12 protein-coding genes and 1 pseudogene are annotated in these 15,379 nt (G+C 42.3%); 4 read left to right on the top strand and 9 right to left on the bottom strand.

Features of this window, described 5'->3' with window-relative positions; genetic code table 11:
* Positions 1-36 precede the first annotated feature (36 nt).
* Both JCM10512_RS04230 and JCM10512_RS22375 read right to left on the bottom strand, forming a co-directional pair.
* Positions 37-1,662 carry a calcineurin-like phosphoesterase C-terminal domain-containing protein gene (locus JCM10512_RS04230; protein WP_052517096.1) on the bottom strand — a complete coding sequence of 542 codons (1,626 nt, stop codon included), beginning with the start codon at positions 1,660-1,662 and terminating at the stop codon, positions 37-39.
* Complete coding sequence (locus JCM10512_RS22375; RefSeq protein WP_148298264.1) at positions 1,653-2,018, bottom strand: hypothetical protein; 366 nt, start codon at positions 2,016-2,018, stop codon at positions 1,653-1,655. The genes JCM10512_RS04230 and JCM10512_RS22375 overlap by 10 nt, the downstream gene beginning before the upstream one ends.
* Before the next feature lie 259 nt (positions 2,019-2,277).
* Between JCM10512_RS22375 and JCM10512_RS04225 the strand changes: the two genes are divergently transcribed.
* Entirely contained in the window at positions 2,278-3,462 is a 1,185-nt protein-coding gene (locus tag JCM10512_RS04225; protein ID WP_044160701.1) for a uracil-xanthine permease family protein, read from the top strand.
* A gap of 103 nt (positions 3,463-3,565) precedes the next feature.
* Here the strand turns inward: JCM10512_RS04225 and JCM10512_RS04220 are convergent, their stop codons facing one another.
* The 6 genes from JCM10512_RS04220 to JCM10512_RS04195 all read right to left on the bottom strand — a co-directional run bounded on the left by JCM10512_RS04220 (position 3,566) and on the right by JCM10512_RS04195 (position 8,631).
* Positions 3,566-4,897: an NCS2 family permease gene (locus tag JCM10512_RS04220; RefSeq protein ID WP_044160699.1), complete on the bottom strand. Its 1,332-nt coding sequence runs from the start codon at positions 4,895-4,897 to the stop codon at positions 3,566-3,568.
* A 393-nt stretch (positions 4,898-5,290) separates the two neighbouring features.
* Entirely contained in the window at positions 5,291-5,512 is a 222-nt protein-coding gene (locus JCM10512_RS04215; RefSeq protein WP_002558131.1) for a DUF2795 domain-containing protein, read from the bottom strand.
* 75 nt (positions 5,513-5,587) lie between these two features.
* Positions 5,588-6,151, bottom strand: a complete 564-nt coding sequence (locus tag JCM10512_RS04210; protein WP_044160697.1) for a cob(I)yrinic acid a,c-diamide adenosyltransferase — start codon at positions 6,149-6,151, stop codon at positions 5,588-5,590.
* 47 nt (positions 6,152-6,198) lie between these two features.
* The gene (locus JCM10512_RS04205) at positions 6,199-6,822 is read right to left on the bottom strand and encodes a hypothetical protein (RefSeq protein WP_044160695.1); all 624 of its coding nucleotides are present in this window, start codon (positions 6,820-6,822) and stop codon (positions 6,199-6,201) included.
* A 168-nt stretch (positions 6,823-6,990) separates the two neighbouring features.
* Positions 6,991-7,953, bottom strand: a complete 963-nt coding sequence (locus tag JCM10512_RS04200) for a cation diffusion facilitator family transporter (protein WP_044160693.1) — start codon at positions 7,951-7,953, stop codon at positions 6,991-6,993.
* A 165-nt stretch (positions 7,954-8,118) separates the two neighbouring features.
* Complete coding sequence (locus tag JCM10512_RS04195) at positions 8,119-8,631, bottom strand: 5' nucleotidase, NT5C type (RefSeq protein ID WP_044160691.1); 513 nt, start codon at positions 8,629-8,631, stop codon at positions 8,119-8,121.
* Positions 8,632-10,367: 1,736 nt separating this feature from the next.
* Here JCM10512_RS04195 and JCM10512_RS04190 point away from each other — a divergent pair.
* Genes JCM10512_RS04190 through JCM10512_RS04185 form a run of 3 tightly spaced genes read left to right on the top strand, consistent with a single transcriptional unit; the run spans position 10,368 to position 12,710 of the window.
* The gene (locus JCM10512_RS04190) at positions 10,368-11,507 is read left to right on the top strand and encodes a hypothetical protein (RefSeq protein ID WP_044160689.1); all 1,140 of its coding nucleotides are present in this window, start codon (positions 10,368-10,370) and stop codon (positions 11,505-11,507) included.
* 13 nt (positions 11,508-11,520) lie between these two features.
* Positions 11,521-11,790, top strand: a complete 270-nt coding sequence (locus JCM10512_RS22700) for a hypothetical protein (protein WP_052517094.1) — start codon at positions 11,521-11,523, stop codon at positions 11,788-11,790.
* The gene (locus JCM10512_RS04185) at positions 11,739-12,710 is read left to right on the top strand and encodes an OmpA family protein (protein ID WP_148298263.1); all 972 of its coding nucleotides are present in this window, start codon (positions 11,739-11,741) and stop codon (positions 12,708-12,710) included. Before JCM10512_RS22700 ends, JCM10512_RS04185 begins: the two co-directional genes overlap by 52 nt.
* Positions 12,711-14,236: 1,526 nt before the next feature.
* Here JCM10512_RS04185 and JCM10512_RS04175 read toward each other — a convergent pair.
* A pseudogene (locus JCM10512_RS04175) lies at positions 14,237-15,333 on the bottom strand (OmpA family protein).
* Positions 15,334-15,379 lie beyond the last annotated feature (46 nt).

The raw sequence follows: 15,379 nt of genomic DNA, 5'->3' as shown, positions 1-15,379 counted from the left end.
ATTATGATCATGATAGGTTGTGTTTTCTCTTCTTTCTTATTTCATCGAATAACTAAATGCCTTCGGACGAGCCATCGACTCGGTATAAACTGTTCCGAAGCGATCGGTCACCTTAATATTTAAAGTTGTGTTTGCTGCCGAAGCTGTCACCTTAAAGAGGTGGGCGGTACGGTTCGTTACAAAATCTTCGGTAGGATTCGCGTTGACGTTGAGTCGTTGAAGTTCATAAGATATAATATGTAGGGGATCTTTGTCCACAATCCGGGTAACGGGGAGTGCATTTCCCCCTTCAGTCACCTCAATCTTCCAACTCGGATCATAGCCCCAGACATTAATCAATACTTCATTCTTCGTGCTCGGTGCGGCGTAGTTGCCGGCATAGGTAGACACCTGCTCAGCATAAGTGCCTGTTGCGTTTGGTGTAAAAGCGGCATCAATGCGAATCGTATTCCGGTCGTAGGCACGGAACTGATAATTCCGGTCGAAACCAATACTTTTATAATACCACTCCGTTTGCTTACCTTGCATCTCCCAAACGCCATACCCACCGGGCGAGCCATCTTTGCATATCTGATTACCGGCATAGCCACTCTTTCCGGTCCACCACCAAGTGGCACAGATAGCTGCCGTATTATGTTCCATTACAGCTGCCGAACTCTCTACCGAAAAGTTGATATGGGTATGTCCGCTTAATATATGTACTTGCGTAAACCCATCCAGACAAGCCAGCACCTCATTACCGTTCAGCAAAGAGACACGGTCGGTTTGTACGCCTTGACTGTCTACCGTAGTAGGATTAGCATGAACGGGAATGTGTAAAGCGACCACCACAGGTTTCGTCTTATCGGTCAACGCTGCCAGGTCTTTCTTTAGCCAAGCAATCTGTTCGGCAACAACGGTCCCCGTATAGTTCCGCTCCCCCACCGTTCCCTGACCACCTCCGGTATTCAAGTACTTGATATCATCCAGCACAACGTAGTGGACATCGCCCAGATTAAATGAGTAGTAGGTCGGGCCTACCATTTTGCGGAAAGCCAACGAAGCCAGCCAGTCATTGGCAACATAGGGGTCGTTGTCGTGGTTGCCCATACAGTTGAACACCGGACACCCGATCTTCTGAATCTCTTTCATTGCTTCGGGCAAGGCATATTTCCGTTCGTACCAATACACATCCCAGCTCTGGTCACCCAGAGTCAGCCCGTAGACTTTCTTTCCCTGTACCTGATACGAAGATATTAATTGGTTCGCGTCCGCCAAAAAGCCGTTCCGAAACTGACTTATATCATCGTTCCGATCGGCAAGATGCATATCGGCCATTGCCAATAGAATATGGTCGGTATTGTCAACCCGATTCAGCGTGAAGTTCTTCTGCTCTACAACGCTCGCCACTTCCGACAAACGTTGGTAGAACTGAGGCGCATTCCCATCGGTAGCGACCTCGTAGTTCCCCGGGATAGAGATAAAGACAAATCCCGTTTCTTTGGCAGAAGGCAGATAGTAAATACCTTGTTTATCGGTCACCGTCACTTCAATGCCATCGGAAACCACCACGCCGGCTACTCCTACCCCTGCGGAAGAAACAACTCCTTTCACCGTCATCCCTTCCCGGTCAGGAAGCGTATTATTGGCCGAGACCTCAAATGTTACGGTGCCTAACGACAAAGAGCGGTCTCCCCGAACCACGCGCAAAAGATAAGTACCGTCGATACTCCCTCGGGCAGAGAGAAGGTTACTGTCTCCGCCGCTACTTTATCAACCAAAGCCGTATACACTTTGCCGGCATCTCCCTGAGCAGTCAGTTGGATTTCGTCACCTTGGGCGAACCCCTTACCGGACAAAATGATCTCTCCTCCGGTAGTAACCGCAATCCGGGACGGTATTGAAACCGCGGTTATATTTAAGGTATTTATAACTCCGTTCTTACCATCAGCATCGCTACAACCAATCATCCCCAGGCTTATTCCAATAAGGCATAAAAGGAGTAACGAGCATACAGATTTCAATCTTTGTTTCTTCATTTTTCTACTTAATTTATTTTGCAACGGCAAAAGTAGACATCGAAGAAGCGTATACCGGAAGCCGGCCTCTTTTTCACAGAATTGTAAACGGGGCGCAACCAAAGCGCAATTCAACCGTAGCAGTTACGTAATCTGTGTGAAACTTCCGTTTAACCCGAGCAAACACGCTGTTCTTTGTGAAATCAACAAGCCTTTTTTTCGATCAAGCTGGAATTATATCGAGCAAAATACTATCTTTGCGCCACATTAATCTAAGGATATGGAGACCAAAAAATTAAATGCTTTCCAACAAGGAGTTATTGGAGTACAGTTTCTTTTCGTAGCTTTCGGAGCTACTGTTATCGTTCCTCTATTAGTCGGGTTAAATCCCTCAGTTGCTTTATTTACAGCCGGTATCGGAACTTTATTGTTCCATCTGGTCACCAAAGGAAAAGTTCCTATTTATTTAGGGAGTAGTTTCGCATTCATAGCCCCGATCATCGAGTCGACCCGTTTGTACGGACTTCCGGGAACTCTCAGTGGTTTGGTTGCCGTAGCAGGTGTCTACTTCCTAATGAGTTTGCTAATCAAATGGAAAGGCTTGCGATTTATCGAGAAGTTGTTTCCTCCCATTGTGATAGGGCCTGTCATTATCCTGATCGGACTCTCCTTGGCAGGTACGGGTGTAGATATGGCTAAGAGTAACTGGATACTGGCTTTATGTTCGCTGGGTACAGCTGTTCTGGTATCGTTGATGGCACGTGGCATCTGGAAACTGATCCCCATTTTCTGCGGTATCATAGTAGGCTACCTCATTGCCTGCATTGGATTTGAAGTCAATATGCAACCGGTATGGGATGCGCCTTGGATCGGGTTACCCGAATTTACCACACCTAGCTTTTCCTGGCAAGCAATCTTATTCATGATTCCGGTAGCCATTGCCCCGGTCATTGAGCATATTGGCGACATCTATACCGTAGGCGAAGTAACCGGAAAGAATTATGTGAAAGATCCCGGACTGCACCGTACCATGTTCGGTGATGGATTGGCTTGTTTGTTCTCCGGTTTCGTAGGCGGCCCTCCGGCAACGACTTACGCGGAAGTAATCGGTGCTATCTCGCTAACCAAAATATCAGATCCCAAGATCATACGTATTGCGGCTATCTCTGCTATTATCTTTTCCGTTATCGGCAAAATCAGCGCATTGCTGCAATCGATCCCTTCTGCCGTGTTAGGCGGAATTATGCTTTTGCTATTCGGAACCATTGCCTGCGTAGGTATGCAGACGTTGATAAAATCTCAAACAAACTTGGGACAAACACGCAATATGATTATTGTTTCATTAACGCTGACTATCGGAATTGGCGGTGCAATACTGACTTTCGGTTCTTTCTCTATGAGTGGAATCGGATTGGCCGCACTGGCCGGAGTTCTACTAAACCTCTTATTACCGAAGGAAAAATAACCCGGAAGAATATGCTAACTTACACCATAATAAATAAGGCTGCTTCAATTGAGGCAGCCTTATTTATTATAGTCAATTTGATACGGCGTAAAGCCGATATTCATTAATGTCCGCCTATCACACCGGAAGCTTCAAGAACCAGTTTCAATAAGAATAATCCACTGATTACATACACAGTAACCGATACTTCTTTATGCTTACCTGAGCAAAGTTTAATAAGCATATAGCTCAACATACCGAATACAATTCCTTCGGCAATGCTATAAGTGAAAGGCATAAATACGACAGTCAAGAAAGCCGGGAGTCCATCGGTCATGTTGTTAAAGTCGATCTTGGCAACAGCCGAAATCATAAACAGTCCGACAATAATCAACGCGGGAGAAGTTGCAGCCATCGGAACCATTAGGAACAAAGGAGCAAAGAACAGAGCCAATATAAACAATAAAGCTGTGCTTACCGATGTAAGTCCCGTTCTACCACCTGACGCTACGCCGGATGCACTCTCTACATAAGAGGTAATCGTACTTGTACCCAATACCGCACCAACAGTAGTTCCTACCGCATCGGCAAACAAAGCCTTCTTCATTTGTGGGAAGTTACCATTTTCATCAGCCAATCCGGCTTTAGAAACAACACCGATCAGAGTTCCTACTGTGTCGAACAGATTAACGAACAACAGAGTGAATACAGCAATCAACATATCGAAAGAGAGCACTTGATCCCACTCGAACTTAGCAAAAATCGGAGCTATAGACGGGGGAAGACTAACCACACTCTCAGGCAAAACAACCGTGTCCCAGTCCAGGATAAATCCAAATACAGTTGACAGGATGATACCTATTAATATAGCACCATTCACATTGCGAATGTATAGCACGGCTGTTACCAACAACCCGAAAATGGCAATCCACACGCTATGTTGAGACAAATCACCAATCTGGAGTAATGTAGCTTCAGAGCCTACTACAATCCCTGCGTTCTTCAGACCGATCAGGGTGATAAACAGACCAATCCCCACCGGTATAGCGTTCTTCAGCACCAAGGGAATACTCTTCACGATCAGCTCACGCACATTGAAGAAGGTGAGCAGAATGAAGATAATCCCTTCAATGAACACTGCAGTCAACGCAAACTGCCATGAATATCCCATTGCTCCGCAGATGGTGAACGCAAAGAAAGCATTCAGTCCCATACCCGGTGCCTGGGCAATAGGAAGTTTTGCCAAGAAAGCCATCAGCAAGGTAGCAACAATCGTTGCCAATGCCGTAGCTGTAAACAGAGCCTCCTGATTCATTCCGGTGGTAGCTAAGATACTGGGATTTACAATCAGGATGTACGACATGGTCAGGAACGTGATAAGACCTGCCAAAAACTCACGACGCACCGTCGTGCGGTTGCCGGATAAATCAAAATACTTCTCGAAGAATTTAATCATAATATTTCTAATACTTTATGGTTTTCATTTTAGTGCCCAAGCGAGTAGACAGAGCATCAGTAGCTGCCAAGTGGGTAGAACACACGTGATGGGAGAAGCCCGAATGTAATCGTTTTTTTAGTTGAGTAGACTAAACGCGAAAACGACAGCTTTAGAAATGCTGTCAAATAAATCTGTATCATGTATGACTGGGCTTTATAAGTGCTTACTGAAAGGGCACAAAAATAATAAAAAATAGAATAGATTCGAGCTTTTACAGGAAAGTTTGCCGACTTTATTTTGTTTCTAATTCAGGGTTAGCGCAAAGTTCGGACGAGACGTAAAAAAACTAAAATACCCGGAACATAATATGTCCCAGGTATTTTAGTATGGTCGGTTATTCAACTAATTGAATTAATACTCTTCCTCGTTAAAAAAGAAATCTTCCTTGCTAGGATAGTCTGGCCAAATGTCTTCTATACTTTCATAGATCTCGCCTTCGTCTTCCATCTCCTGTAGATTCTCTATCACTTCAAGAGGAGCACCCGAACGCATGGCATAATCGATTAATTCGTCCTTGGTTGCCGGCCAGGGAGCATCTTCCAGTTTTGATGCTAATTCCAATGTCCAATACATAGTTCTTAAGTATTTAAAAGTGAATACTAATAATCTTGTTTTTTTAAATTTCCGCAAAAATATAACATTTTTATCTCACTTACAAGTATTATCCCAAAATATTTCATTATTTTGTTGATCAAAATTGATTTTCCGAGATAAAACGAACAAGTAATCGGACAAGCGGTTGATAAAGACCATAACTTCGGATGATACTGTACAAGTTTCAGACAAGGTCAGAATACGACGTTCGGCACGTCGGCAAATCGTACGGCACACGTGACAAACAGCTGTACCGCGACTACCTCCGGGAATAATAAACCCATGCAATTCAGGGAGCTGTTCGTCCAGTTTATCTATTTCTGCTTCAATACGTTTAACGTCGGCTTCTGTAATGACGCTTGCAGCTTTTAGTTGTGTTTTTTCTTGATCGGTGGCCAAGTGTGAACCAATAGAAAATAGTTTATGTTGAACTCCCAGAATAAAACTCCGGTCGGATTCGTCCAACAAATAAGTGTGCAACCACCCCAAGTGAGAATTCAATTCATCCACCGTACCGTAAGCCTCTAAACGAATATGCGTTTTCGGCACACGGGTACCTCCCACTAAACCTGTGGTACCTTTATCTCCGGTTTTGGTATATACAAGACTTTTTCTCATGATCGACAGTTTTTATAGTTATAAAATAAGGTAACGTACAGAACTCCTTAGAAGTTGACAATATAATGCTGTTTTATCTTTGTTTTATCAAAAAAAAGCAAACCAAGGTCGTATAGGTCGAAACTGATACCAACATGGTCATCTGCCTTCAACTGTTCCCAAAGCGTTCGCATGGCTTTGGAGTAACAAATTCCCCGAATGACACAGATGCCATCAGTAGCCAGTCGATCCACACAAAGCCGGAATACCTCTTCCACCAGTTCCGGCCGTGTTGCATCATTCAAGTACAGAAAGTCGATCGATGCATCCGCATCCAGAAATAGCTCCGAATGATCGGCGGCAAAAAGATAATTGGCAGACGGTTTAGCCCCTTGCAAATAAAGAGACGAAGCAGAAGGACATCCTACCTCAATAATTGTATCCGGCTGTATTCGGTTCACCAAACGAAACAGGAGTCGGTTCACTTTCCGTGATCCCCAATTCCATCTACGCTCCCCCGGCATCTGTTTCTGTTGCCTCTCCAACAAGCGATAGGCGTAGTAAGGCCTCTTCTCGTAAATCACATCCGTAATCAGACTGAAAGCGAAAGGAGAATGTACGCCATACCCACAACGTTTTCGGAAGCGGGAGCACCAAATGAAAGGGCGTTTAAACGAAAGCACAAGATTCATAAATAATTATTCAGGATTTATTCCGAATGCAAAGATATACCTTTTTTCCAAAAGACACAGAGTTATGATTAGTATGGGTATGACTCTACCTATTTTAGATCAATCCGCACACAAGTTTAGGCAAAAGACAAAGCAATATTTATTCATTTCTCTCCTCATCACTTTCCGTTATAGCAGACAAGCTATATTTTCTAATCCGGTAAATGCCTCCTTCCGCGATGTACAGGCCAACATCTCACAATGCGTGCAATGTTCCATGCGGCAAGGGTCCGAATGGACAGACAATTGAATCCGGTCCGAAAAGCTCTCAACCAATGTATCACGCAGTTTGTCGCAAACCTGATGACTTTCCTCCACATTATAATACCAAGGCAACGTCAAATCGCAATCGATATAAAGAAAGCTCCCATATTTAATTATTTTGGTATTATGAATGTCAATCCAATCTGGCTGCCGATGTTTATTGATGCACGCGGCCATCTCCTTCAAAGCTTCCGTGTCGGCACGGTCTAAGAGATTGGCTATGGTTTTTCGCAGGATAAGCACGCCGGTCAAGATTATAATCGACCCAAAAATCAAAGCTAACGCACTATCGATCCATCCAATACCCGTGTAATAGAGTAAAATAAGGCCGGTAACCAACCCGATCGTAGAGTATGTATCGGACTGCAAATGCTTTCCACCTGCTATTAATGCCATCGAACTGTATCTCTTTCCGATCTTGATGCTATACCATCCCATCAAATAATTGATGACCCCGGCTACAGCAACAACGATAATACCCACATCGAGCTTTTCAATAGTAGCTGGTGTAAACAACCTTCGTACTCCCTCGTATATAATCGCACATCCGGCCATCGAAATCAACAATCCCTCAATAGAGGCCGAGATCAGTTCAATCTTACCATGCCCGAAAGGGTGTTCTTTATCTCTAGGCTTGGCTGCCCAGCGTAAACTATAAAGACTGATCACACCGGCAAGAACATTCACGATACTCTCCATCGCATCAGTCAGGATTCCGACAGAGTTGGTCAAATAAAAAGCTAGAAACTTCCCTCCCAAGATCAGTACAGATAGAGTGACAATCCATCGCTGGACTCTCTGTTTCAGATAATCTTCATTTGTTTTCATCTTACGTCAGCCAATCTTTTAAGTTGAAAATAGGTTTGCAACATCGCATACACCCAATAAGTAATCTACAATCGGCAAAGGTACTTTTTTATACCTATTAATAAGGTAATAACTCTGTTAAATAATAGCGTGAAGATTGCCAGATCAATTCCGAACCGGATAAGATCAAAGGATATCCATAATGTTATCCCAATTGAACACCCGTTTGCTTTCGGGTACTTCCACGTTGATATTATGCGGTTGCGTGAAAATAATCCGCTCTCCGGAAAATAAATTCAGGTTTTTAGGATGATCGTCTATCATAATATCACCTTGTACCACATCTTTACGACCACAGAAAATCATCTGCTCCCAACTGATAAAGGAATAATGTTCATTCAACCACAGTTCTTTTTCCATCAAGCTTTGAGGAAATTCGGTTGCAGATGAAAGTATAATAACTTCATATTTACGATTCAAATAATCGAGCCCCTCCACACTCCGATCCATCAAGGGAGCGGTCCTAAAAAAAACTGACGAGTGCACATGTTTCTCGTAAAACGGAAAGGCCTCCGATTCTATAAACCCGTTAGTCTCTTCTTTCGTTCGCAGTATGCCTGTTTCTTGAGCTTCTAACTTCAGAAATTGACTATAAACATCGGCCAGTACGCCGTCCATATCTACCAATATTCTTTTCATGTCTAATTATCTGTAATGAATGAAAGGCAAAAATACCAATAATTTTACAAGAAGACAAATATAGCCCCGTATTATATAGTAGACTTCGTACAGAGTACTTATAGCAAATAATCCTCAGGAGCTATCCTTCAACTAGTCATTTTCATGCCTCTGGATAATTCTCACAGGATATTAGAGGAATCTTCCAGTTGCCGTAACGACTCTCCATTAATAAACATTTTGTTGACTTTCCCCATTTTATCTCACAACTTCACTTATCATTTATTTTTATTTGGGGTTTATATATACTCAAAAAACCACAAGACTCAAGATTGTATCCTTTTACTACCAATCCCCAGGCAGACTGCCGGGAAATAAAAACGTACAATCCTATCAAAAAGAAAGAAACCCGGACGCTTCCCCAACAATTTCACCGATTCCACACATGCCTACAAACTAAAAAATAGATAGAAACATAAACCAAAGTCATCCGACATCATTCTTAAATAAATTACAATCTACTTTTCGGATACAGATTTATCTCCCAAAATGCACATCATCACAAGCGTTTCTATTGTATAGCAAGATAGATTAAGACATATAATGCGCCACCGGAAAAGATTAAATACGTTAATAAAAGCCAAACTAACTCTATTTTTGAAAATATCTTTTAGAAATGTAAAGTCAGCCATACACCCATAAAGAGTATTATACATGCATTTTTCATATTTATTAGAACATATTTAAGTAGTTCTTGTAAAATAGTTATATCTTAACATTTAGATTTCATATTCTTTTTTTGTATATCTTTGACCCTAATAAGGAGACAGTCAAATAGATACATACGTTTTCATCGTAATATGGATAAGCAAAGTAAATACAGAAACCAAACAACTATAAATCTGATAGTTATTTTAGAAAATCGATTCGACAAAGACAATCGACGATACACATTTCAGCAACGTCCCCTACCCGCAGGCAACGCAGCAAGCGGTTTAATGATTTTTTAGCCGCACCCATCATGTAAATTGTTCAGCTAAAACAATTGGCTAGTCATTCTTTATAAAATGTAATATATCGCAATACTAAACAAGCATTTATAAACCATATAATTATTCAACAAATTGATCAACAAAATTTATGAAAAAGTTATCAAAATTCAGGTTACTAGGCTTCCTAGTCTTAGTAGCATTAGCATGTTCGTGCAGCAATGAGCTACACATGTTTTACCCGAAGGGCCGAAGGGGGATAATGGGCTTTCTGCTCATGAACTTTGGCTGCAAGAAATAGATAAAGGTACTATTGTTTGGACCGGAGGTAAAGATATCGCAGGATTCTTTTTATATCTGAAAGGACAAGACGGGCAAGATGGCCAGAATGGACAAGACGGACAGGATGGGCAAAATGGAAAGGATGGCAAGAGCGCCTACGAATTATGGATAGAAGAAGTCGCTAAAGGTATTGACAACCCGCACAGTCCGGGTACAGAATGGGATAAAAGTAAAAACAGCCAGCAGGACTTTTGGGATTATCTCACCGGTGCTGACGGAGGTGACGGTTTAAGTGCTTATGAACTTTGGAAAATTGAAGTAGACAAAGGACTGGAAGACCCACATAACCTTGGGCACAATTGGGATAAAAATAAAACGGAACTAGCCGACTTCTGGGAATATCTAAGAGGAGAAAATGGCTCTACAATTATTCTAGGAAGTCCGAATGTTATCATAGACACCTTTGGAGGTGTAGAAGGTGAGTATGTGAGCCCGCAAAACGGTAGTGTTACTTATACAGTATATGATAAAGGTGGCAATCGTGCCAAACCGGGAACGGAAGTGAAAAATATGCCGGCCACACTGAATAACCAAATCTACACAGTCGATGCCAACGGTAAGATTAAGGTTCCCAAAGAAGATTTGCCATTAGACGCAACCATCAATCAACGATTCGGTACCTGCGAAGTGAAATTCACCGGCGAATCCGAATGGTATGTATCAGCTGCCAATACACTGGTACCAAATAGAGTGCAGGTAAAGTTATATACCGTCACCTACAGAAATCCGGTTTTGGTATATCAAGGATGGATCACATTACGCGTTCAGATACAGCGTAAGACAAGCGATTCCGGTAACTGGGGATTCACTCCTAGTACTTTATATAATTATGCCGGTACATCCATAAAAACGTATCAATTGAGTGGTAAAGAAGTAGATCCGGCAATTGATATTCCGGCAAATGGTTTATCAATACAAAGCGATAACCGCAACTTTGCCGATGCAGGAGCCTCATACGACATAGGTTTCACCATGTTCAATCGTGATGCAATCGAGACAGGCGCTACCTGGAGCGGCGTTCAGGCCTATTTTGGAATAGCAGCCACCGCTTATGGCGAAACGATATATGCCGAAAGTGTTATCGATCGCTACACACCGATACAGAAGGTGCCCATGATCGCAGATGTTAAAGCTCAAAAGGTAGGAGAAAGCCTATATCGCATCTCTGCAAGATTCCAAACCGAGACCGTTAACGACGATTACCTCTATGCAGGTGGATACAACTATTCCTCTATAAACACTTTAGGGAAACCGTACTTATCCGTACAAGTGGACGGCAATGCCAAGAATACGAAGTGCATGATATTAAAGTTTATTAAAGGAAGCGGAAGCGACCAAACCACAATTACCTGCAATCCTGTAAGCATAAACGACGGAGGTTTAAGTAAAACCGATGTTGGAGGAGGCGTACCCGTTGGAAGCACCATACAATTGGAATGCGACAATCACCTATTCGCAACCAGGGGTTCGATCGGAGTACTTAATACCGATGGAGCTTCAGGCTTAGTTATTAACTTGAGTGGAGGTGGTACTATACCTGTAACCATCGTGTCGTCAATAGACTAAAGGAGGAACGATTATGAATAAGTTTAAAATAATCATATGCATTTGGAGCCTTATCGCAGGAGGAGCAATTCCTCTTATGGCTCAAGAGACAGTTACAGAAAAGAAAGCTTCAAAAGCTTGGGAATTCGGACTTGGAGGTTCAGTCTTTCAATTTAGCCGGGCTTCCTTCAGTAATTTCAATTCGGTGACCGGAAAAGGACATCAGTTCGATTTAGATCTGAATCACGTAGTTTGGGGCGGCAACGCTATATCGCCCGCGAACTTAATCCGTACTGGTATTTAGATTTACAAGGAACAGTTGGCTGTACCAAAGAAAATCTGACTACCGACAACAACCATAAATGGTACGCAATGGTCGGCCCCGGCATTCAATGGCGAATTGGCGAGTATTTTAAATCAAAATACATAGAGCCTTATTTACGTGCAGGTATCAGCTATATGTATAAGGACTTCGCGATGAACTATAACGGTTCCGTAGGTCCCGACTCCGATGAAATGAGTTGGATATTAGAGAACTTCCGCAACAAAGAAGGACGTGACCGGACTCATCTGATGCCAATTTCCGTAGGAGCAGGCCTCAACATGTGGTTGAACGATCGTTGGGGTATCGGTATGCAAGCCGATTACCTGGTAATGCCTTACAAGAATGTTGCCAACTCCATACAAGGGACCGTTCGTTTCATATACCGCTTGGGAGGGAAAACCAAAAAAACATCCTCAGCCATTCAGTATATCGACGTTGAAAAGCCTGTTGTTGTTGAGCGAATTGTCGAGAAGCCCGTTGAGAAGATCGTAGTGAAAGAGGTTACGCATGAAAGCATTATGCTAGAGCAACTGTTCACTCATATTCACTTCGAATTCAATACCGACGTTCTGACCAAAGATTCAGAGGCATATATTTCTAAAGTTATTGAAGCACTGAAGAAAGACGAATCCAAACGTTATCTCATAACCGGATTTACAGATGCCAGAGGTTCGGGCGAATACAACTTGGTTTTATCGAAGAAAAGAGCCAAAGCTGTGAAAGATATGTTTGTCGCCGAAGGATTGCCTCAAGGTATGTTTAAGATAGCAGGCGCCGGCAGCAAGACTTCTTTAGCCAAAGCTTCCACCTCGAATGTAATCAGAGATGGCGATCGCAAAGTAACCATCGAATTAATTCAGAATATGGAGTATTGGAATTACTTGCGTGACGAGAACTAATTGTCGGGTTAGTCAGTACAATGTCAGCAACGCCAATGTATGGAATGCTGACGACAACCTGAGCACCAAGCCATTAACATCTGATTGATAAGCTTTTAACAGCAAACAACCAGGCCGTTAATGCTTGATAACTTAAGTATAATAAACTGAGTAACTGGTTATATCTAACAAAAGAATCCAATAAAAAGACCTTGATGTTTTTAAAAAACATCAAGGTCTTTCAAGGAGAATATCTAAATCTTTCAGGGAAAGGAATCCATGCAAAAATCCGGTTTCTTCCGTCATTTAAGCTATACTTCCTCCTCCCCTACAAGAAAGAAAAAATATTTCATCTCTCATGGTCTCATCATTTTTCGCTTATAAATCAAATAATCAACACATTACAGAATGAGAGATGTTTTCCAAAAGGGGTATCTCTCATCATTTTCTCGCATTTTTGCCTCTTTTTTAGCCTATCTCTCATCAATTTTGAGGGATCTCTCATTCTTTTTAGCTGTATTTCGCATGAGATAAGGCTTTATTTTCCAGAAAGCTTGTGACAAGCAACAGAGCATGTGTGAGATCAGCGCGAAATCCATAGAGATGGCCTGTATTGATAGACTAATTAATCAATAAAATACATTTTTCAAACGAGTAAATAAATGCAAACAACTATCTGACTAAATCACATTTTGCCACAAACAGATGACTAACAATCCAATACAATGCGCATACTTTTCTGAGACTCCTTTGACCAATACATTATCCCGTTTTCCAAAAGGCTATATGCTTTGCTAAATTCCCTTCGGTAGATAGCAATAAACAACAGGTAAAAAGCATCTTTGCCCATTCTTTTTCCTGTTCCACATCTGTGGAACAGCTGACTCATATATTGTGAAACACGTGTCCCACATAATGTGGAACAGCCGTCGCACAATAGTGCAACAAGAAATAAAAGGGAATAAACCTGAAGAAAGACTGCTTAAATCTACTAATAGTTGCGCACGATATGGCTAAGATAAAGACTTGTTTAGTGAATTGAAAGCTCTGTTTTTTGAGAAAATAAGCAGTAGCTATCGCTCATCAGAATAAAGTGATATAGAAAAAAGAAGACGCAAAATAAGCAACTGATATACTGCAAGATATGCAAAAAAGTGACTAAGTCATAAGCGTATTGTATCTTTGTGCAAAGTGCTTATTTCAAGCCTCACTGATGAAATTAGGTCTGCAGTTTTTGGGTTTGACATTGCATCACTGCCTATAACTACACATTTGGAAATGCGAAAAAGCCTATACTTTCACAAGCACAGACTTCTTTTCTCATTGAGGGTTTTCTTATCTGCATAGAATTACACAAAAAAGAATACCTCGTTGAGGAATTGGGGAATATTCTAATTCTCAAAAAAACACTTGAGAATTAGGAGAGCATCTCTACAAAAGGGACAAGGTGCTCTCAAACATTAAATATCGAAAAGCCGGGCTTTCACAAGTGCGGGCTTCTCTTATCTTCTAAAAGGGATTTCTTTATTTCCAATTCATGTATTATGTCATTCAGCAATACAGATACTTACTCGGTTTTCCTCGGGAATGGAGTACGGTTGCACCGTATCTCCTTTAAAGTCGACAGCTATTCTGTCGGCTGCAATACCTTTGCTTTTAAAGCATCCGCCACATTCTTGGCGCGGGCGATTGACAGTTTCATGTTAATTCTGGAATTACCGGTATCTTCGTCCGCATATCCCGTCACACTCACTTTGGTAGTGGGATTCTTTACTAAGTAGTCGACCAACTCAGCAATCTTTGCCTGCTGATCATTTTGAAGATGAGCGGAGTTCAGTGCAAAGAAGATGTCGCGCTTGATTGCTTGAGGCACTGTCACTTCCTGTACCGGTTGTGGTTGTTCCACGACAGGTCTTGGTTTGGGCTGCTCAACAACGGGAGCAGGTGCGGCTTCATAATACACGGGGGCTGTCTTGGTGTAGCTTTTGCCCAGCTTAATACTCAAACCGACTAGGGCGTTAAACTGCCAGTCGCTATTATCAGCTTTCTTTGAGTTGAATTTGTCAGAAAGCATATTGGCATTGGCTTCTATATTGAAAGCCACGCGGTCGCTCAGGCGAAGATCACATCCCAGGCCAATACGTCCGGCAAGCAGATTCTTACTATCTTGCCATAGGTACTCCATCTCGTATGTTCGCGTATTCAACGCATTCGCCTCATCATTATCAAACGCATGATTCAATCCCACGCCGGCAAACAGATATCCGTTGAAGACGCGCTTCGGATTGAAGCCACAGAACAAAGCACTCAGATCTGCCATCAAATCAACATTGCCTTGTATATACTTGAATTGGTAGTTTTGTTCCGGATTTACCCATCCGCCTTTAGCTTGCCATCCACTAGCTCCCACACGTACTCCGAATGCAGGCGCAAACTTATATCCGAAATTAACCGCAGCAGCCGGTGATATCAAGTCTGTAAACTGTGCTTCACCGATGGTGTGAGCTGCACCTACTTGCGCTTGCATAAACCAGTGTGGCTTAAAGATGGTTTTACCCTCTTCTTTAATCTGCCGGTCTTGGGCAAAGATTGGCAATGCACCGATTGCTATTATTCCTATTAACAGTTTTCTCTTAATGCTCATAATAAACATGATTAATAATAATCATAAAGCGCCCCTCCTAAGAGAG

The organism is Bacteroides reticulotermitis JCM 10512 (assembly GCF_000517545.1).
Classification (GTDB): Bacteria; Bacteroidota; Bacteroidia; order Bacteroidales; family Bacteroidaceae; genus Bacteroides; species Bacteroides reticulotermitis.
The sequence above is the reverse complement of the archived record's forward strand: the minus strand, read 5'-3'. Positions and strand labels throughout refer to the sequence as shown.